18 protein-coding genes and 2 rRNA genes are annotated in these 18,399 nt (G+C 75.6%); 3 read left to right on the top strand and 17 right to left on the bottom strand.

From position 1 onward, the window contains the following. Positions 1 to 11 precede the first annotated feature (11 nt). Genes ACI799_RS14380 through steA form a run of 5 tightly spaced genes read right to left on the bottom strand, consistent with a single transcriptional unit; the run spans position 12 to position 5,742 of the window. Positions 12 to 1,160 (bottom strand): glycosyltransferase family 4 protein, encoded by a 1,149-nt coding sequence (locus tag ACI799_RS14380; RefSeq protein ID WP_456590755.1) that lies wholly within the window; start codon positions 1,158 to 1,160, stop codon positions 12 to 14. Continuing rightward, on the bottom strand, positions 1,153 to 2,778 hold the full coding sequence (gene murJ, locus ACI799_RS14375; protein WP_456600061.1) for a murein biosynthesis integral membrane protein MurJ: 1,626 nt from the start codon (positions 2,776 to 2,778) through the stop codon (positions 1,153 to 1,155). Before murJ ends, ACI799_RS14380 begins: the two co-directional genes overlap by 8 nt. Beyond that, the gene (locus tag ACI799_RS14370; protein WP_456590753.1) at positions 2,775 to 3,614 is read right to left on the bottom strand and encodes a hypothetical protein; all 840 of its coding nucleotides are present in this window, start codon (positions 3,612 to 3,614) and stop codon (positions 2,775 to 2,777) included. The genes murJ and ACI799_RS14370 overlap by 4 nt, the downstream gene beginning before the upstream one ends. Beyond that, positions 3,611 to 4,558, bottom strand: a complete 948-nt coding sequence (locus ACI799_RS14365) for a copper transporter (protein ID WP_456590752.1) — start codon at positions 4,556 to 4,558, stop codon at positions 3,611 to 3,613. The genes ACI799_RS14370 and ACI799_RS14365 overlap by 4 nt, the downstream gene beginning before the upstream one ends. Next, positions 4,555 to 5,742 (bottom strand): putative cytokinetic ring protein SteA, encoded by a 1,188-nt coding sequence (gene steA / locus ACI799_RS14360; protein WP_456590751.1) that lies wholly within the window; start codon positions 5,740 to 5,742, stop codon positions 4,555 to 4,557. Before steA ends, ACI799_RS14365 begins: the two co-directional genes overlap by 4 nt. A gap of 165 nt (positions 5,743 to 5,907) precedes the next feature. Between steA and ACI799_RS14355 the strand changes: the two genes are divergently transcribed. After that, positions 5,908 to 6,789, top strand: a complete 882-nt coding sequence (locus tag ACI799_RS14355) for a TetR/AcrR family transcriptional regulator (protein WP_456590750.1) — start codon at positions 5,908 to 5,910, stop codon at positions 6,787 to 6,789. 152 nt (positions 6,790 to 6,941) lie between these two features. Here ACI799_RS14355 and ACI799_RS14350 read toward each other — a convergent pair whose 3' ends face one another. Genes ACI799_RS14350 through ACI799_RS14330 form a run of 5 tightly spaced genes read right to left on the bottom strand, consistent with a single transcriptional unit; the run spans position 6,942 to position 11,601 of the window. Continuing rightward, positions 6,942 to 7,658: a methylase gene (locus ACI799_RS14350; RefSeq protein ID WP_456590749.1), complete on the bottom strand. Its 717-nt coding sequence runs from the start codon at positions 7,656 to 7,658 to the stop codon at positions 6,942 to 6,944. A 56-nt stretch (positions 7,659 to 7,714) separates the two neighbouring features. Beyond that, on the bottom strand, positions 7,715 to 9,493 hold the full coding sequence (recN, locus tag ACI799_RS14345; protein WP_456590748.1) for a DNA repair protein RecN: 1,779 nt from the start codon (positions 9,491 to 9,493) through the stop codon (positions 7,715 to 7,717). Next, positions 9,468 to 10,508 (bottom strand): NAD kinase, encoded by a 1,041-nt coding sequence (locus ACI799_RS14340; RefSeq protein WP_456590747.1) that lies wholly within the window; start codon positions 10,506 to 10,508, stop codon positions 9,468 to 9,470. The genes recN and ACI799_RS14340 overlap by 26 nt, the downstream gene beginning before the upstream one ends. Beyond that, on the bottom strand, positions 10,505 to 11,302 hold the full coding sequence (locus ACI799_RS14335; protein WP_456590746.1) for a TlyA family RNA methyltransferase: 798 nt from the start codon (positions 11,300 to 11,302) through the stop codon (positions 10,505 to 10,507). Before ACI799_RS14335 ends, ACI799_RS14340 begins: the two co-directional genes overlap by 4 nt. Then, on the bottom strand, positions 11,302 to 11,601 hold the full coding sequence (locus ACI799_RS14330; RefSeq protein ID WP_456613343.1) for a hypothetical protein: 300 nt from the start codon (positions 11,599 to 11,601) through the stop codon (positions 11,302 to 11,304). The genes ACI799_RS14335 and ACI799_RS14330 overlap by 1 nt, the downstream gene beginning before the upstream one ends. Before the next feature lie 192 nt (positions 11,602 to 11,793). Between ACI799_RS14330 and ACI799_RS14325 the strand changes: the two genes are divergently transcribed. Next, on the top strand, positions 11,794 to 12,111 hold the full coding sequence (locus ACI799_RS14325; protein WP_456590744.1) for a sterol-binding protein: 318 nt from the start codon (positions 11,794 to 11,796) through the stop codon (positions 12,109 to 12,111). A gap of 11 nt (positions 12,112 to 12,122) precedes the next feature. Here the strand turns inward: ACI799_RS14325 and ACI799_RS14320 are convergent, their stop codons facing one another. Continuing rightward, positions 12,123 to 13,241, bottom strand: a complete 1,119-nt coding sequence (locus ACI799_RS14320; protein ID WP_456613342.1) for an HAD-IIA family hydrolase — start codon at positions 13,239 to 13,241, stop codon at positions 12,123 to 12,125. Then, positions 13,238 to 13,663: a tetratricopeptide repeat protein gene (locus tag ACI799_RS14315; protein ID WP_456590742.1), complete on the bottom strand. Its 426-nt coding sequence runs from the start codon at positions 13,661 to 13,663 to the stop codon at positions 13,238 to 13,240. The genes ACI799_RS14320 and ACI799_RS14315 overlap by 4 nt, the downstream gene beginning before the upstream one ends. Positions 13,664 to 13,764: 101 nt before the next feature. Between ACI799_RS14315 and ACI799_RS14310 the strand changes: the two genes are divergently transcribed. Then, complete coding sequence (locus tag ACI799_RS14310; RefSeq protein ID WP_456590741.1) at positions 13,765 to 15,075, top strand: DUF1015 domain-containing protein; 1,311 nt, start codon at positions 13,765 to 13,767, stop codon at positions 15,073 to 15,075. A gap of 17 nt (positions 15,076 to 15,092) precedes the next feature. On the opposite strand, the gene ACI799_RS14305 is transcribed toward ACI799_RS14310, so the two are convergent. The 5 genes from ACI799_RS14305 to ACI799_RS14285 form a co-directional block, all read right to left on the bottom strand. Further along, entirely contained in the window at positions 15,093 to 15,452 is a 360-nt protein-coding gene (locus ACI799_RS14305; RefSeq protein WP_456613341.1) for a single-stranded DNA-binding protein, read from the bottom strand. A 98-nt stretch (positions 15,453 to 15,550) separates the two neighbouring features. Next, the gene (locus ACI799_RS14300) at positions 15,551 to 16,588 is read right to left on the bottom strand and encodes a tetratricopeptide repeat protein (protein ID WP_456613340.1); all 1,038 of its coding nucleotides are present in this window, start codon (positions 16,586 to 16,588) and stop codon (positions 15,551 to 15,553) included. Then, positions 16,516 to 17,556 carry a hypothetical protein gene (locus tag ACI799_RS14295; RefSeq protein WP_456613339.1) on the bottom strand — a complete coding sequence of 347 codons (1,041 nt, stop codon included), beginning with the start codon at positions 17,554 to 17,556 and terminating at the stop codon, positions 16,516 to 16,518. Before ACI799_RS14295 ends, ACI799_RS14300 begins: the two co-directional genes overlap by 73 nt. A gap of 208 nt (positions 17,557 to 17,764) precedes the next feature. After that, positions 17,765 to 17,881, bottom strand: a 5S ribosomal RNA gene (rrf, locus tag ACI799_RS14290). A 111-nt stretch (positions 17,882 to 17,992) separates the two neighbouring features. Further along, positions 17,993 to 18,399, bottom strand: a 23S ribosomal RNA gene (locus ACI799_RS14285); the annotation flags it as partial.

Below are 18,399 nucleotides of genomic sequence, written 5' to 3'. Positions count from 1 at the left end.
AGCCGGCCCGGTCATGTGCCCGGCCGGGCCGGGGACGTCCCGAGCAGGTCCCGGTAGATGCCGACCAGCTGCGCGGCCGTCCCCTCCTCGTCGGGCCAGGTGGCCGCCTGCCGCAGCCCCGCCTCGGCGAGGTCGGCGGCGTGCGCGCTGTCGCAGAGCACCCGCACCACGGCCTCGGCCAGGGCCTCGGCGTCTCCTGGCGGGACGAGCTCGGCGGCGTCCCCGAGCAGCTCCGGCAGCCCGCCGGTGCGACTGGCCACCAGGGGCACCCCCGCCCGCAGCGCCTCCTGGGCGGTGAGCGAACGCGCCTCCCAGCGCGAGGGCAGGACGCAGAGGTCGGCGGCACCGAGCAGGTCCGCGACGTCGTCCCGGCGACCCAGCAGCGTGACCGGCAACCTCTCGGCCCGGATGCGACCGGCGAGCTCGTCGTGCAGCGGCCCGTCGCCGGCGACGACGACCGACGGCGCGGGTCGCACGCGCTGGTCGGCCGACCAGCGGGCCACGGCGTCGAGCAGGACGTCGTAGCCCTTCTGCGGGTGCAGCCGGCCCACGGCGACCACGAGCGCGCGGTCGTCGTCCAGCCCCAGCTCCTGCCGCACCTCCGCCGGGGTGCGCGTGGCCGCGGGCAGCGGTGGCGCGGAGACCGGCGCCAGCCGCACGTCGCGCGCCCCCCGCCGACGGGCGTTCTCCGCCAGGTCGGCCGAGGCGGCGAGGACGACGTCGGCGGCCCGGACGGTGGCCCGCTCCGCGCGTGCCAGCACCCGGCGCCGCAGGCCACCGCCCTCGGGGAGGGCGTTGTGCAGGGTGAGGACCAGCGGGGGCGAGCCGTCGGCCAGCCGGCGCGCGGCCGCGGCGACCAGGCCGGCGCGCAACCCGTGCGCGTGCACGAGATCGGTGCCGGTCAGCGCCGTGCGGAGCGCCCGCACCGCCCGGGCGTCGGCGGCGGGGGCCAGCCCGGCGGAGATCTCGACGGGCGTGAAGTCCGCGCCGCGGCCGGAGAAGTCGAACAGCGCGTCGGTGGCTGCCGGGCCGCACACACCCACGTCTGCACCCGCGGCGAGCAGCGGGTGCAGCAGCGAGCGCACGTGGGTGCCCACCCCGCCGGTGCTGGTGGCGAGCACCTCGGTGACGCGGCGGCCGCGCAGGGGCGCCTCAGGCACCGCGCACCTCCTGCCCGCCCGTCGACCGCAACTCCCGGAACGCCCCCACCAGCTGCGCGCGGGCCGTGCCCATCATGACCGCCAGCGCGACGGCGAGCACCACGCACCCGGCGAGGACGCCGACCCCGAGCGTCACGAGCAGGCCGCCCCCCGGCACCGGGTCCGCGCCCAGCGCCCGGGTGACCCACAGCCCCGCGGCGCCGCCCACGACGGCCGCCAGGACGGCCACGGGGCCGGTGCGGCCCAACCCTCCCAGCGCGGGCCGGCCCGCCACCCGGGCGACCACGAGCAGCAGCCCGGCCCCGGCGACGGTGACCCCCGCGGTGTGGCCGAGCCCGAGGGCCAGCGCCCGGTCGCCGGCGGGCAGGACCCGGGCCAGGACGACGTCGGCGACGACGGCGAGCAGCCACCCGCCCAGGACGCAGGCCGTCGGCGCCTTCCACAGGCCGCGGGCGTACAGCGCCCGGGTGAGCACCGCCACGAGGCCGTAGCCGAGCAACCCCGGGGCGAAGGCCATGACGGTGTCGCGCAGCGCCGCGACGTCGCGGTCGCCCTGGGCAGCGAGGAAGACCCGCGCCACGGGGCCGGCGGTCGCGACCAGCACCGCGGCGGCGACGGCGGAGGCGGCGACCGCGAGCACGGTGACCGGCGCCAGCGCACGGCGGTACGCGGCCTCGTCGCCGCTCTCGGCGCTCTCGGCCAGCCCGGGGTAGGCCGACGTCGCCAGCGGGACGGCGAGGGCCGCCCAGGGCAGCAGGAAGACCGTGAGGCCGGCGGCGTACACGACGAGCGTGCCTGCGGGGGCGCCGTCGTTGGCCAGCCGGATCGCGACGGCGGCCAGCAGCTGCTGCCCGGCGAGGGTCAGCACGCCGGCGGCGGCCAGCCGGCGGACCCGCGGGGCGGCGCCGACCGGGAAGCGCAACGCCGGCCGCAGCCCCAGGCGCAGTCCGCGCACCGGCGCCAGGAGGCTGAGGCTGAGGGCGACCACGCCGAGCGTCGTGCCGACGCCGAGCACCAGCTCGGCCGGCGTGGAGAGCCCGGAGACGTCCCGGCCGCCCCCGATCGCGGCGAAGACCAGGTAGGTCGTGGCCACCACCACGCTGGACAGCAGCGGGGCGAGCGCCGGCCAGGCGAAGCGCCGGTGTGCCTGGAGCACGCCCGTCAGGACGATGCCGATCCCGTAGAGGACGACCTGCGGCGCGAAGACGAGCAGGAACCGGCTGGCCAGCTGTACCTCCGCCGCGTCGCCGCCGCCGAGCAGCAGCTCGGCGATCGGCTCGGCGAACACGGCGACCAGGAGCGACAGCGGGACCAGCAGCAGCAGCGTCCAGCCCAGCAGCGCCGAGGCGGTGCGGCGCACCTGCTCCCGGTCGCCGGCGGCGATGCCACCGGCGAGCATCGGCACGACGAGGCTGGCCAGCGCGCCGCCGGCGACGACCTCGAACACGATGTTCGGGACGTTGTTGGCCGCCAGGTAGGCGTCACCGGTGGTGCCGGCCCCCACCGTGTTGGTGAAGACGAGCGTGCGGCCGAACCCGGCCAGCCGGGCCAGGAGCGTCAGCGCCGCGATCAGCGCGGCGGCGCCGGCCACCCCGCGCGCCACCTGCCGGGTGCTCACGAGGATCGGCGACCGAGGCGGTCCAGATCGCGGAGCCCGGGGGTGGCCTCGATGACGCGGGTGAAACTGATCCGCTCGCTGGCCAGGGTGAGCGCGGTGATGGCCGCCAGCGCGCCCGTCCGGGCGCCGCGGGAGGGCATCCGGGCCAGCCGCAGGCCGAGGAGGGCGCCCACGGAGTTCGCGCCGCAGTCGCCGAGCATGATCCGCTCGCCGAGGTCGTCCGGCAGCACGGCGAGGCTCGCCCCGAAGGGACCGGCCACCAGGTTCCCCGCCGGGCCACCCAGACCGGCGGCCGCGGCGATCGCCGCCACCTTCGCCGCGCGCCCGGGTCGCAGGTCCAGCAGGTTGAGCAGGTTCGCGGTGCCGGCGACCAGGCCGGTGGTGAGCACGCCGTCGACCACGGCACCGGCGCCCCGGCCGGGCCCGCGGGTCAGGATCGCGGCCACGGCGGCCGCGGCGCCGATACCGGCCACCTTGACCGCCCCGGCCGAGACGCGGCCCTCCCGGAGCGCCCGCAGGTGCCCGGCCAGCCCCTTGTCACGGGCCTGCTCGGGCCGGGCGCCGGCGAGGTCGTCGTACCCGCCGACGAGGCCGGAGACGGCGCCGACCACCACCGCTGCGGCCCGGGTCCCGGGCGGGGCGCCGAGCGCCGCCGACGCCGTCGCCGAGACGGCGAGCGCCGGCCCGCCGAGCAGGGACACCGGCCGGCCGGCGTAGTTCGTCCGCCGCCAGGCCGCACCGGCCGGCGACGCCGTCAGCGCCGTCGATGCGGCCAGGGCGACGCGCGCCGCTCCCGCACCGGCGAGCGCGAGGGCCGCGGCTCGCCGTCCGCTCACTGCGCGGCCGCGGGCACCGGCGGCACCGGCTGGGCGTCGTCCGCCGTCCCGTACTTACCCGACGTGCCCTGCGACTCCTGACCGAGGGCGAGGACGGTGCTGATCCTGCCCACCTCCGTGCCCACGTTGTCCACCGTGGAGACGGCCGCGGCGAGCGCGGGGTCCGCGCGCAGCACGCCGACGAGCCCCTCGGGGCGCGCCGTCGCCGCCGTGCCGGCGACGACTGCGCCACGGCCCTGCTCGTCGAGCGCGGTGACCAGCTCGACGAGCATGGTGGTGCGCTGATCGGCGTCCGCACCCTCGAACAGGCCACCGGTGAGGACGACGGCGTGGTCGGCCGGCGAGACGGAGGCCGACTCGGCGGTGAGCACCTCCAGCGAGCTGAGCCCGGCCAGCACCGAGGACACCGCCGCGGTGTCCGGCACCGGACCGCCCTCGGGGATCATGAGCACCTGGGACAGCAGGGAGGCCACCAGGACCCCGGCATCGCCGCTCTCGGGCAGCTGGAGGCCGGCGGGGAGCCCCGCGCCGGTCACGTAGCTCTGCAGCGCGGTCGCGGTGGCCGGGTCGCTGTACTGCGGCTGCAGGCGCACGACGCCGCTGACCGAGCCCCCGGCGTCGCCGATCAGCGCGGTGACCTCCTCGACCGTCTCCGGGGCGACGTCCTCGTCGGTGAGCACCAGCAGCACGCTGCGCTCGGTGAGCGTGCCGTCGACCAGGACCGGGCCCACCGCCTCCTCGAACTCCTGGCTGGTGCTCAGCTGCGCCTGGAGGTCGCGGGTCTGGTCCTCGAGCGCCCGCTTGTCCTGCTCGAGCTGGGAGACCTGGTTCTCGATGTCGGCCAGGATCGGCTCGTTGAGCGCCGTGGTGCCGATGACGATCCCGAGCGCGACCGCGAGGAACACGGCGATCAGCGACACCAGGTGGTAGCGGAAGTCGATCACGAGAAGAGGTTCTCCAGCCAGAACATGAAGCTGTTCCATTGGTCGAGCAGCAGGTCGAGGTACAGCCGCCCCGCGGCGGAGACGGCGAGGGCCGACCCGATGGCGATGAAGGCGGCGAGCACCAGGACGACGAGCGCGGTGGTCGAGATGCGGCTGCGGTAGAGCCGGCTGACGCCCTTGGCGTCGACCAGCTTGCCGCCCAGCCGCAGGCGGGTGAGGAACGTCGACGCCATGCCCCCGCGGCCCTTGTCGAGGAACTCGACGAGGGTGGCGTGGGTGCCGACCGCGACGATCAGCGTGGCGCCCTTCTCGTCGGCCAGCAGCATCGCGATGTCCTCGCTCGTGGCGGCGGCCGGGAAGGTGATCGCCTCCACGCCGAGGTCCTGGACGCGGGCGAGGCCGGGAGCCCGCCCGTCGGCGTAGGCGTGCACGACGACCTCGGCACCGGAGCGCAGGACGTCGTCGCTGACCGAGTCCATGTCACCGATGATCATGTCGGGCGAGTAGCCGGCGTCGACGAGGGCGTCCGCGCCGCCGTCCACCCCGATGAGGACCGGGCGGTAGTCGCGGATGTAGGCGCGGAGCGCGTGCAGGTCCTCCTTGTAGTCGTAGCCGCGGACGACCACGAGCACGTGCCGGCCCTCGATGGAGGTGGTGACGTCGGGGACGCCGACCCCGTCGAGCAGGAGCGCGCGCTCCCGCTTCATGTACTCCATCGTGTTGGCGGCGAACGCCTCGAGCTGCACCGACAGCCCGGCCTTCGCATCGGCCATCGCGGCGGCGACCGACTCGGCGTCGTGCTCGGTCCCCTCGGCGAGCACCGTGCCCTCGGCGTCGAGCAGCCGGCCGCCGTCGAGGCGGACCTCGGTGCCCTCCTTGACCTTCGCGAAGACGTCCTTGCCGACGTCGTCGAGCAGCGGGATCCCGGCGTTGATGAGGATCTCCGGCCCCAGGTTCGGATAGCGACCGGAGATGCTGGGCGCGGCGTTGACCACCGCGGCGACCTTGCAGCCCACCAGCGCGTCGGCGCTGACCCGGTCGATGTCGACGTGGTCGATGACCGCGATGTCGCCGGGGCGCAACCGCTTCGTCAGGTTCTTCGTGCGGCGGTCCAGGCGGACGGTGCCGGCGACGCCGGACCCGGTTTCCTGTGCCCGGCCGCGGCGAACGGTGCCGATGCGCATGACATCGCATGCTGCCACGCCCGGCACGCCGGCCGATCCACCGACGCGCCTCGGCAACGCCCTGGTCACTCAGCGTGTCCGACACCACCTTCGGCCGACACGCCGGGTTCGTCCCGCGGGCTACTTCCGCGGAACCGTTACCGAGTCGTGACTAGCGTTGCCCGTGTGACTGGTGTTGCCGCAGCCCTGACGACCGACGCGTCCCTCCCGCAGGTCGAGGAGGCCGCCCCGGCCCCTGCCGGCACCGCGGTGATCAGGGCCGTTCCGGCTCCGGAGCCGGTCGCGGCCCCGGCTGCGCCCCCCGTGCCGCCGGCCGCGCCGGTGGTGGACGAGGACGTCGCGGACCAGGACGGCGTGGACCAGGCCGTCGCGGGCCAGGACGGCGCGGACCGGCCGCGCGGCCGCCGGAAGCTGCGGGGCCAGGGCATCCGGGAGCACCGCCGGCAGCAGACCCGCGAACGGATCGTCGACGCCGCCACGGAGCTGTTCGAGGCGCGGGGCTTCGACGCGGTGAGCGTCGTGGAGATCGCCCAGCGCGCCGGCGTGGTGGAGAAGACCGTCTTCAACCACTTCCCCGTCAAGGAGGGGCTGGTCTTCGACGCCGATCCGCCGATGCGCGCCGCGCTGCTCGCCGCGGTGCGCCGGCGGCCGGCGGGTGAGTCGGTGGCCGCGGCGGCGGGGAGCTTCGTGGTCGCCGCGGTGAGCCTGCTCGGCACGCCCGAGGCCGCCGAGGGCGTGGCCCGGATGGCGCGGGTCATCCGGGGCAGCCGGACGCTCCAGGTGCGGGAACGGGAGATCCTCGGCGAGCTCACCACCTCGCTGGCCGACCTGATCGCCGAGGAGACGGCGGCCCGGCCGGGCCAGCTCGAACCGTGGCTCGCCGCGCACGCCGTCCTCGGGCTGTACGCCTCCCTGCTGGAGCTCGCCCGCGACCGCGTCCTGGCCGGGGTGAGCGGGCCGGAGCTCGCCGCGGAGCTGCGCCGCCAGGGACGCCGGGGCCTGGCCCTGCTGCAGTTCGGGCTCGCCGGGTACGCCAAGCGCAGGTGACCGACGAGGGGGCCCGGAGGGTCCCCGAGGAGATCGCGGAGCCGCCCGTGCGAGGCGGCCCGCCGAGGCGGGCCCGGAGGGTCCCCGAGAAGGGCCGGCAACGGCTCAGCGCAGGCGGGGAACGGCTCCTGGCCGCGGTGTGATCCGGAGGATCACAGACTGATCTGCAGAGAACGGAGCAGCTGGTCGCCGCGGTTGCCGGGGAGACCCGGATCGCGGGTGAACAGCGCGACCGCCACCATGTAGCCGTCCTCGCCGGCCCAGGCGTGGCCCGCGTCGCACAGCCGGCGGATGTGCTCGCGCACCTTGGGCTCGCTGCTGTACGGGCCGAAGTCCAGGCCCGTGGCCAGGAAGTTGACGACCCGGTACCCGAGCTCCTCCGCGGTGCGCACGGTCGTCTCCGGATCCGAGTAGCTGGCGACCGCGGAGATCACGTTCGTGTAGCCGGCCTTGAGCAGCTGCAGCACCAGGTCGTTCCCGCGGACACCGCCCCAGAGCTCGGGCATGACGATGTCCCGGTCCGGCGCGGGGATGTAGGGCGGGTTGGAGATCACCGTCCGGGCCTGGTGGCCGCCCGCGGAGTCGGCCTGGTCGAAGAAGTCGCCGAGCTCGACGGTGTAGCGGTCGGCGACGCCGCGCTCGGCGATGTTGGCGCGGGCCTGCTCCACCGACGGGGCGCTGATGTCGTAGCTGCGCACGCGCAGCTCGGGCAGGGAGCGCACCACGTCGGAGATGGCGGTGGCGTCGCCGGTGCCCAGTTCGTCGACCCCCTCCTCGACCCAGCCCAGCTGGTCCCGGTACTGGTCGAGCAGCATGCACACCGAGAAGCCGTAGTGCGCGGACTCGTCGGTGGAGGAGAAGCAGGTCACCGACGCCCCCTACCCCGGTGCATTGCGGGCCACTCACCCGCTCCGGGGAATGCCGGTCAGCGGGCAGCCGCCGCCACGGCGAGCAGTTCCCGCGCGTGCGCCTGGCCGGTGTCGCTGTCGGCGAGGCCGGAGAGCATGCGAGCCAGCTCGCGCACGCGGTCCTCGCCGTCGACCGAGCGGATGTCGGTGGCGGTGACCCCGGCACCGGTGTCGGGTGCCTTGTCGACGACCAGGTGGGTGTCGGCGAAGGCAGCGACCTGTGCCAGGTGCGTGACGACCACGACCTGGTGGTCCCGGGCCAGGCGGGCAAGCCGCCGGCCGATCTCCCCGGCGGCCTGGCCGCCCACCCCGGCGTCGACCTCGTCGAAGACCATGACCGGCACCGGGTCGGCGCCGGCGAAGACGACCTCGATGGCCAGCATCACGCGGGAGAGCTCCCCGCCGGAGGCGCCCTTGTGCACGGGCCGGGGCGGCGCGCCGGGGTGCGCGGCCAGCAGCAGCGCCACCTCGTCGACGCCCTCGGGCCCGGGGTCGTCGGGGTGGCTGTCGATGCTGAAGGAGACCTGGGCGCTCTTCATCGCCAGCCCGGCCAGCTCGCGGCCGACCTCGGCGGCGAACCCCTCCGCGGCGGCCCGCCGCCCCGCGGAGATCGCGGCGCCCAGGCGGTCGACCTCCGCGCGGGCGGCGTCCCGTTCGGCCTCGAGCGCCTCGAGCGCCTCGTCGGAGACGTCCAGCTCGGCCAGGCGGTGCTGCGCGTCCTCGGCCCAGGTGAGCACCCCGGAGACGCCCGCCCCGGGTTCGGCGTACTTGCGGACCAGCGCCGTCAGGGCGGCTCGGCGGTCGAGCACCTCGGCCAGCCGGGCGGGATCGGCGTCCAGGTCGGCCACGTAGCCGGCGAGCTGGCCGGCGACGTCGGAGACGACGGCCACGGCGTCGGCGAGGTCCTGGGCGAGCATGACCAGCGTCGGGTCGTCGGAGCCGGCCAGCGCGCGCTCGGCGATGGCCAGCGACGCGGTGGCGTCCTGCGGCAGCTCGCCGCCGACGAGGTCGCCGGTGACGTCGCCGATGAGCGCCATGCGCGCCTCGTCGGCGGCGGCTCGCAGCGCATCGGCGTCGCTGAGCCGCTTGGCCTGGGTGTCGAGCGCCTCGTCCTCGCCGGGTTCGGGGGCGACCGCGGCGATCTCCTCCAGGCCGTGACGGAGGACGTCGGCGGCCTGCGCCAGCTCACGGGCCTGCCCCCGCCGGCGGTCGAGGTCCGCGGCCAGGTCCCGCCAGCGCTGGTAGGCCTCGCGGTAGCGCTCCAGCAGCGCCAGGTGGTCGGCGCCGGCGTAGCGGTCGAGCGCGCGGCGCTGCTCGGCCGGGCGGGACAGCCGCAGCTGGTCGGTCTGGCCGTGCACCGCGAGCAGGCTCTCGGCGAGCTCCGCCACGACCCCGACCGGAACGCTCCGGCCGCCCAGGTACGCGCGGGACCGGCCCTCGGCGCTGACGGTGCGGGCGAGGATGAGGCTGCCGTCGTCGTCGGGGTCGGCACCGGCGTCGGCCGCCCGCGCCCACGCGGGTGACTCCGGCGGCAGCTCCAGGCGGCCCTCCACGCCGGCGCGACCGTTCGCCCGGACCCGGCCGGGGTCGGCCCGCCCGCCGAACAGCAGGGTCAGGCCGGTCACCACCATGGTCTTGCCGGCGCCGGTCTCCCCCGTCACGACGGTGAGACCACGGCCCAGCTCCAGGGTGACGTCGTCGATCGCGCCGAGCCCCCGGATGCGCAGCTCCGAGAGCCGCCCGGTCGCGGTGCCCGCCGGGGCCGGTCGTTCAGACGCCGTCGTGCGTGCCGCCACCGCTCACCTCCCGCGCCGGGAGGTCGGAGCCGTCGACGACATCACGGGCGAGGACGTTGCGGCTGGTGAACAGCTCGTGACCCGGACCGGGGTGCCGGGCGTCACGGAAGCCGCGGACCGGCAGTCCGAACTTCGCCACCAGCCGGTCGCCGAACGTCGCGGCGTGCACGCGGGCGATACGCACCGGCCGGCTCGCCCGGCGGACGTCGACGTGGCCACCGTCGGGGACCTCGACGGTGCGCCGCCCGTCGGCCGAGACGCGCGCGCGGTTGCCGTCTGCGGGGACGGCGACGGTCACCACCGAGTTCGGCGAGGTGACCAGTGGCCGCGCGAACAGCGCGTGGGCGTTGGAGGGCACCAGCAGCAGCGCCTCGACGTCGGGCCAGACCACCGGCCCCCCGGCGGAGAATGCGTAGGCGGTGGACCCGGTCGGGGTGGCGCACAGGACGCCGTCGCACCCGAAACTGGTCAGCGGCCGCCCGTCGATGGCGAGGACGACGTCGAGCACCCGCGAGCGCTCAGCCTTCTCCACGGAGATCTCGTTCAGCGCCCACGTGCCGCCGACGACCATGCCGTCGCGGTCGCGGACGTCGACCTGGATCGCGAGCCGCTCCTCGACCGAGTACTCGCAGTCCTCGATGGCGGTCAGGGTCTCCTCGACCGCCTCGGGCTCGGTCTCGGCGAGGAAGCCCACCCGGCCGAGGTTGACCCCCATCAGCGCGGCGTCGGTGTACCGGGCCAGCTCGGCGGCGCGCAGAAAGGTGCCGTCGCCACCGAACACCATGACGATCTCGGCGTCCTTCGCGGCGGCCTCGTCGCAGGGAACCACCTCGGCGCCGGGGATCTCCAGGTCGGGCGCCTCCTCCTCGAGCACCTTGACGCCGATGCCGCCGCGGAGCAGCCGCGCCGCGGACGTGCGGGCCAGCTCGACGATGTCCTGCCGCCCGGTGTGCACGGTGAGCAGGACCCACCGGGCCTCCTGCCCGTCGCGCGGTGCCGTGCTCGGCTTGCTCACTGCGGTCCCTCCTGGACTGCTCGACGGACGGTGTCCTCCTCGGTCGGCCCGGCGTCGGACCGCAGCCAGAGGAAGAACTCCACGTTCCCAGCGGGCCCCGGCAGGGGGCTGGCCACCACACCGGCTGTTCCCCAGCCCAGTGCGTGCGCCGCTCGGCCGACCTCCAGGACGGCCTGCACCCGGTGCTCGGGATCGCGCACGACCCCGCCGGCACCGAGCCGCTCCCTGCCCACCTCGAACTGCGGCTTCACCATGGGCAGGAGGTCGGCGCCCGGCCGGGTGCACGCGGTGAGCGCGGGCAGCACCAGGCGCAGCGAGATGAAGGACAGGTCGGCGACCACGAGGTCGACCGGTCCGCCGATCGCCTCGGGGGTGAGCGTGCGCACGTTGGTGCGCTCGTGCACCCGCACCCGGTCGTCCGTGCGCAGCGACCAGGCCAGCTCCCCGTACCCGACGTCGACGGCGACGACCTCCGACGCGCCCCGGTCCAGGAGCACCTCGGTGAAGCCGCCGGTGGACGCGCCGGCGTCCAGGGCGCGCCGCCCCTCGACCGGAACGGGGAACGCCTCCAGCGCCCCGAGCAGCTTGTGCGCGCCGCGGGACACCCAGGTGGGCTCGTCGGGGTCGGTCCGCACGACGACGGGGGTGCCCGCCTCGACGCCGGTCGCCGGCTTGGTGGCCGCCTGGCCGGCGACGGCGACCCGCCCCTCGGCGATGAGGCTCACGGCGTGCTCGCGCGACCGGGCGAGGCCGCGGCGCACGAGCTCGGCGTCCAGCCGGGCGCGACGGGCCATCAGCGCGGATCGATCGTGCCGAGTTCGCGCTGCAGGCGCGCGTGCTCGGCCTCGAAGACGGCCACGTGCTCGGACACGGGCAGCTCCTCCAGACCGCCCAGCCGGTGGCCCGCGCTCGCCCCGGCCGGGGGCGTTCCCCCGCCCGTCGCCGGGACCTCGGTGGCCGGGGACTGGGAGACCACGGACTCGGTCGCCGGCGTCGGCCGCGGCCCGGTCGTGGGCCCACCGGGAGCGGCGACCGGCGCAGCCCCCGGGCGGGGGGGCCCGGGCACCGGACGCGGTGCGGTCGGCTCGGTCACGGAGCACCTCTCGGGGAATCGGGTCGAGGAGGGAAGGGCGCGCGCTCGCGCACGAGCCGGCGTCCTGCTGCGGAGGTTACCGGCCGGCAACGACGCGGACCGGCCCGACGGAGCAGCGCGATAGCGTCGGGCGACCGCACCCACCACCGATCCCAGGGGAGATCCCGCCGCGTGGCCACGATGGACCAGTGCATGACCGCCCTCACGGGCATCCTCGGCGACCTGGCCGCGAACCCCGCGGCGGCCGGGCTCGACCGGAGCCTGTCCTGCCGGCTCCCCGACCTCGAGCAGGTGGTCCTCGGTCGGCTGAGCTCCGGTTCGGTGCGGGACCTGCACGCGGTGCCCGACGGTCCCGGCGTCCCGAAGGCCGACATCCGGCTGACCATGACCAGCGACGACCTGGTGGCCCTCACCGACGGACGGCTGTCGTTCGGGCCGGCGTGGGCCAGCGGCCGGGTCAAGCTGGAGGCGGGCCTGCGCGACCTCCTGCGGTTGCGCAAGCTGGTCTGAGAGCGGGCGGCTCAGCGGGAGCCGGCCGACGGCAGGTGCCAGGTCCGCGCGACCTCGGTCGCTGCCGGGCCGTGCGCCAGGACGCGCACCGGCGCGGCCGCGGTGGGGTGGGCGGCCCAGTGCGCGACGCAGAGCGCGCGCAACCCGTCGAGGTCGTCGGAGGCCGCCGCACCCCGCTGCGGGGGTCCGGCGTCCGGTCCGCGGAGCTCCAGCGCGTCGCCGCCCTCGGCCCGCTGGACCGTCCAGCCGCCGCACCGCCACGTACGGCCCTCGACCGTCACCGCGGGGTGGGCGTGCAGCATCCCGGCGGCGTCGGCAGCGAGCAGATCGGGCCGGTGGTCCGGGCCGGCGGCGAGCAGCGTGGCCGGATCGGTGACCCCCGAGAAGACCAGCAGGCTGGCCGCGCCGGCGCGGCGGGCGCCCTCGATGTCGGTGTCCAGCCGATCGCCCACCACCAGCGGGCGCTCGGCGGCGGTGCGGCGGACGCACTCGGCGTGCATGGCAGGGTCGGGCTTCCCGGTGACCAGGGGCTCGCATCCGGTCACCTGCCGGACGACCGCCACCATCGCCCCGTTGCCCGGTAACGGGCCGCGCGGCGAGGGGATGGACGCGTCGGCATTGGTCGCGATGTGCCGGGCGCCGTTGCGGACGGCGACCACGGCCTCGGCCAGCTGCGCCCAGCCCACCTCGCGCCCGTACCCCTGGACGACGGCCTCCGGATGGTCGTCCGCGCCGGCGACCACCGTGAGCCCGGCGGCCTCCAGGGCAGCCGCGACGCCGGGGCCGCCGACCGGCAGGACCCGCGCCGCGGGGTCGAGGAGACCGGCGACGACGGTGGCCGCCGCCTGGGAACTGGTGATGACGTCGGACGCGCCGGCCGGCACCCCCAGCTCGGTCAGGTGGGCGGCCACCTGCTCCGGCGTGCGGGCTGCGTTGTTCGTGACGAAGCCCAGCCGCATGCCGGCGGCGCGGGCACCGGCCAGGGCGGCGGGCACGCCAGGCACGGCGTCGGGGCCGACGTAGACCACCCCGTCCAGGTCGAGCAGGGCCACGTCGTACAGCCGGGCCGGGGGCTCGGCGCAGCCCGCGGCGAGCGCCGGGATCGGCGACCCGGTGGCCTGGTCGCTCATGCGGTCCCCCTCATCCGGCGCGCCCGCACCTCGCGCAGGGCCCGGGCGTAGTGGGCGAGGTCGGGGCGCATGGCCACGGCGAGTGCGAGCTGCTCCGCGGCGAGGGCGAGGTCGCCGGCGCGGCTGGCGGCCAGCCCGAGGCCGAACCGTGCGTAGTCGTCGGCGGGGTCGGAGGCGATGAGGCTGGTGAAGGTGTCGATCGCCTCGGGGTACCGGTGGGCGTCGTACTGGGCCCGCGCCAGGGCCTCGCGCACGCTGCGCGAGCCCGGCTCTGCCTCGGCCGCGCGGGCCAGGAGGGTGGCGGCGGCGTCGGGATGCCGGTCGGCGAGCAGCTCCAGCCCGCGGTGGTACCAGTCGTAGACACCGCCGGCGGGTGCCTGGCGCGCCCCGCCCCGGTCCTCCGGTGCACCGGGCTCCGCCACCGCTGCCTCCTTCCTGGACCGCTGCCCGGTCCTCGCTGCTCTCCCCGGCCGGTCGGGAGCGACCGACGGCGGCCGTCGCTGCCGCTCCTACGATCTGTGTCGTGCTCTCGTCGTCGGTGGGACCCCGAACACCCGGGTCGGTCCCGGGCCTGGAGGTCCGGCCGTTCCGGGCGCTGACCTACCGGGACCGCGATCCCGGGCACCTCGCCCGTGTCAGCTCGCCAGCCTACGACCTGGTGACCCCGGCCGGCCGGGATCGGCTGGTCCACGCCGACCCGCACAACATCGTGCGGCTGATCCTGCCGGGGCTCGACGGTGGGCCGGGCGTCCCGGACAGCTGCGCCGGTCTCGCCGCCGCCACGCTGCAGGCGTGGCTGGACGAGGGCGTGCTCGTGCGCGACCAGGCTGCCGCTCTGTGGCTGTACGAGCTGCGACCGTCCGACGGCGCCCCGGCCACCGTCGGGTGGCTGGGCGCAGTGGTCCTGCCGCCGGAGGGGTCGACAGCGGTGCTCCCCCACGAGGACACCTACCCCGCGGCGGTGGAGGGACGGCGCGCCCTGCTCGCCGCGACCCGCACGGACCTCGAACCGATCGTGCTGGCGCACGATCCCGATCCGGCGGTGTCCGGCGTGAGCGACACGGTGCGGCGGACGCCGCCGACCCTGGAGCTGCGTGACGGCGACGGCGTGCTGCACCGGCTGTGGCGCGTGACCGACGCGGCGACGCTGGAGGCTGCCACGAGTGCCCTGGCCCGTACCCGGGCGGTGATCGCGGACGGGCACCACCGGTTCGCGGCGGCCCGCGCCCACGCCCGCACCCAGGGCGGTGGACCGGGGTCGGGCGCGGTTCTCGCCCTCGTCACGCCCATGGGACCGGGCGGTCTCCGGGTCGACCCGATCCACCGCGTGGTGCCCGGCCTGCCGTTCGATGCGGCTGTGGACGCGGCGGCTCGCGGGTTCGTCACGGCGGAGCTGCCGGTCATCGGGGCGGGCGCCGGCGCGGTCGTCGCGGCGGCGCGCACCTGGCTGGGGGATCCCGCCGAGCGGGGGCTGCTGCTGACCGACGGCGCCCGGCTGGTGCGGCTGACCGGCGCCGACCCGGTGGTCCGGGCCGCCGTTCCGCCGGAGGCCCCACCGGCCTGGCGCGACCTCGACGTGGTGCTGGCACACCACGGGCTCGTCCAGCTGCTGTGGGCCCGGCCGGACACGGTGGACGCCGTCGTCATCGCCCACACCCTCGAGGAGGCGGTCGCGGCCGCGCTCGAACAGGACGGGGTCGCCGTGCTGCTGCGCGCCCCGTCTCCCACCGACGTCGCCGCGGTCGCGCGCGCGGGCGCCCGCATGCCGCGGAAGTCCACCCTCTTCGTGCCGAAGCCGCGCACGGGCCTGGTGCTGCGGCCCCTCACGGACTGACCGGCGGGCCACGCTGGTCAGGCGGTCTCCCCCGCCGCTCGCCCGGCCGACCGCGGGACCTTCCGTCCGCGCCGGCAGTTGACCTCGCAGACCGACGCGGTACCTGACCCGGTGCGCCAGAAGCGCCGCTGGAGCGCTCCCTCGACCTCCACGACGTCACCGGGCTGCCAGGCGGCGATGCGCCGCTGCAGCGCCCGGTCGTACGTGATGCAGGTGAGGACGTCCACCGACCGACCTCGCACCGTGGGCACCGGTCTGCGCACCACCAGACGGAAGCTGAGCAGCGCGTCGCCGCTCGGCAGGGTGCGCAGTTCTGCGGGGGCGGACAACCGCCCCCGCAGGACCACGTCGTTGCGATCGATCAAAGCCACGCTCATGCCCGCAGCCTGGTCGGTCGTGCCGCCCTCGTCCGCCGTACGACCCGATCTGTGGAGTCACGCGCGGGTGTGGACGGCGGTTCGTCCCCGACTCGGGGTCAGGACTCCTGGTCGTCGCTCCCGGATCCCGCTCGCTCGTCAGCGGAGGGGGCGTCGCCGTCGGTCTCACCCAGCAGCTCGGCGACCTCCGCCTCGACCTCCTCGGCGAAGCTCATCGCCTGCGGGCGGTCACCGTCGTCCGGGGTACCGGCGGTCGGGCTCGCGTCCTCCGGAGCGATGAACTGCAACGCGATGTCCTTCGGGGCCACTGCTCCCGGGACTACGTCCTCCGCAGCGACGTCCTCCGCAGCGACGTCCTCCGCAGCCTCTGTTCCCGGAACCACCTCCTCCGGAGCGATCTCCCCCGGAACCACGTCCGCCCGAACGACGTCCTCTCCGGACATGTCTGCCTCGTCGACCTCGCTGAACTCGACGCCGAGATCCTCACCCGCCAGCTCGGGATCGATCGCCGCGACGGCCTCGAGCCACTGATCGGCACGCTCGTCCTCGCCCTGGGCTCGCAGGAGCTCGGCGTAGGCAGCGGCCAGCCGCAGCCGGCCCGGATCGCCGGCGAACACAGCCGACGGCTCGGGGCGACCACCGAGAGCCGCCTCGAGGACCAGGCGGGCCGCAGCCTCCTCGCCGAGATCCTGTCGTGCGCCTGCTTCGACCAGTCGCAGCTCCACGGTCTCCTCGGCGTCGACGCCTTCGGCGAGCGCCTCGTTCACCAGGCGGATGGCCACCTCGGGACGGCCGAGCGCACGCTCACAATCGGCCAGCACTGCGCGGTAGCCCTGATCCCCGCTCATGCGGCGGTAGGCACGGATCTCCCGAGCCGCCTCGGCGTAGTCGCCGGCGTGGTAGGCCGCAACCCCCACGGCCTCGCGGACGACGGCCAGCCGGGAAGCCCGATCACGAGCAGCGCGTGCATGGGCGAGCGCGGTCTCCGGGTCCTCGTCGACCAGGGACCCGGCCGCGACCAGGTGCCCCCCGACCTTGGCGGAGTTGCGCGGGTCGAGCCCCTTCAGGGCAGCGCGGATCGCAGGATCCAGCTCCCGGGCATCTGCCCATTCGGGGATCTCCGGACCGACCGGCACCGGGGGGCGCCGGTCCTGCGCGTCCCGGGACGGACGGCCGCCGGAGGGACCACCCTCCGGGCGTCGGTCGCGCCAGTTGCCCTGCGGCGTTTCCCCCGACGGTCGGCGGTCCTGCCAATCACCACGCGGCCGGTCACCCTGCGGTCGAGCCGGGCGGTCGCCCTGGGGACGGCGGTCCTGCCAGTCACCACGGGGACGGTCGCCCTGCGGTCGAGCCGGCCTGTCCCCCTGCGGCCGAGCCGGTCGATCGCCCTGGGGACGGCGGTCCTGCCAGTCACCACGGGGACGGTCGCCCTGCGGTCGAGCCGGCCTGTCCCCCTGCGGCCGAGCCGGTCGATCGCCCTGGGGACGACGGTCCTGCCAATCACCACGGGGACGCTTGCCCTGCGGCCGCCCGGGCCTGTCCCCCTGCGGCCGAGCCGGTCGATCGCCCTGGGGACGACGGTCCTGCCAGTCACCACGCGGGCGGTCGCCCTGCGGTCGAGCCGGTCGATCGCCCTGGGGACGACGGTCCTGCCAGTCACCACGCGGGCGGTCGCCCTGCGGTCGAGCCGGGCGGTCGCCCTGGGGACGACGGTCCTGCCAGTCACCACGGGGACGGTCGCCCTGCGGTCGAGCCGGGCGGTCGCCCTGGGGACGACGGTCCTGCCAGTCACCACGCGGGCGGTCGCCCTGCGGTCGAGCCGGGCGGTCACCCTGGGGACGACGGTCCTGCCAGTCACCACGGGGACGCTCGCCCTGCGGCCGCCCGGGCCGGTCACCCTGCGGTCGCCCCGAGCGGTCGCCCTGGGAACGGCGGTCCTGCCAGTCACCACGCGGGCGGTCGCCCTGCGGTCGACCCGGGCGGTCACCCTGGGGACGACGGTCCTGCCAATCACCACGGGGACGATCCCCCTGAGAGCGAGCCGGCCTGTCGCCCTGCGGCCGAGCCGGTCGATCGCCTCGGGCACCACCGCGCGCGCCAGCACCGCCCTCCGGCCGACGATCGTTCTGTGACCGGGGGCCGCGGCCACCCTGTCGCCCGTCGCCGGACCCGCCGGAACCACGTCGCGGAGCAGTCATGCCTTTTCAGTACCTCTTTGCTAGACGCCGCACACGACCAGCACGGCCGGCGGCGGACATGGAAAAGCGAACGGGGGCCAGAGCGCTCGCTCTGACCCCCGTTCGGTGAAGTATGTCCGGCGGCGTCCTACTCTCCCACCCCGTCTCCAGGGCAGTACCATCGGCGCTGAGAGGCTTAGCTTCCGGGTTCGGAATGTTGCCGGGCGTTTCCCTCTCGCCATGGCCGCCGTAACTCTGTGAACTTCGAACCAAGCTGGTTCGTGCGTTCAGAACCGCACAGTGGACGCGAGACAAGTCTTCGTTGGTTGACCCTGGCACAGACCCCTCGTGGTGGAGGTGTGTGTGGTCAAGCCCTCGGCCTGTTAGTACCGGTCAGCTCCACACCTTGCGGTGCTTCCACTTCCGGCCTATCAACCCGCTGGTCTGGGCGGGGGCCTTACCCGGTTGACCCGGTGAGAGACCTCATCTTGAAGCGAGCTTCCCGCTTAGATGCTTTCAGCGGTTATCCCTGCCGAACGTAGCCAACCAGCAGTGCACCTGGCGGTACAACTGGCACACCAGAGGTTCGTCCGTCCCGGTCCTCTCGTACTAGGGACAGCTCTTCTCAAGTCTCTTACGCGCACGGCGGATAGGGACCGAACTGTCTCACGACGTTCTAAACCCAGCTCGCGTACCGCTTTAATGGGCGAACAGCCCAACCCTTGGGACCTACTCCAGCCCCAGGATGCGACGAGCCGACATCGAGGTGC

It is taken from the genome of Blastococcus sp. SYSU DS0753 (assembly GCF_054051175.1).
This window is presented reverse-complemented; position numbering and strand designations above follow the sequence as displayed.

Coding starts and splice junctions, on each gene's coding strand:
- steA (WP_456590751.1), bottom strand. CDS start 5,742: ATGCGCATCGGCACCGTTCGCCGCGGCCGGGCACAGGAAACCGGGTCC.
- ACI799_RS14335 (WP_456590746.1), bottom strand. CDS start 11,302: ATGGCCCGTCGCGCCCGGCTGGACGCCGAGCTCGTGCGCCGCGGCCTC.
- ACI799_RS14325 (WP_456590744.1), top strand. CDS start 11,794: ATGACCGCCCTCACGGGCATCCTCGGCGACCTGGCCGCGAACCCCGCG.
- ACI799_RS14320 (WP_456613342.1), bottom strand. CDS start 13,241: ATGAGCGACCAGGCCACCGGGTCGCCGATCCCGGCGCTCGCCGCGGGC.
- ACI799_RS14305 (WP_456613341.1), bottom strand. CDS start 15,452: ATGAGCGTGGCTTTGATCGATCGCAACGACGTGGTCCTGCGGGGGCGG.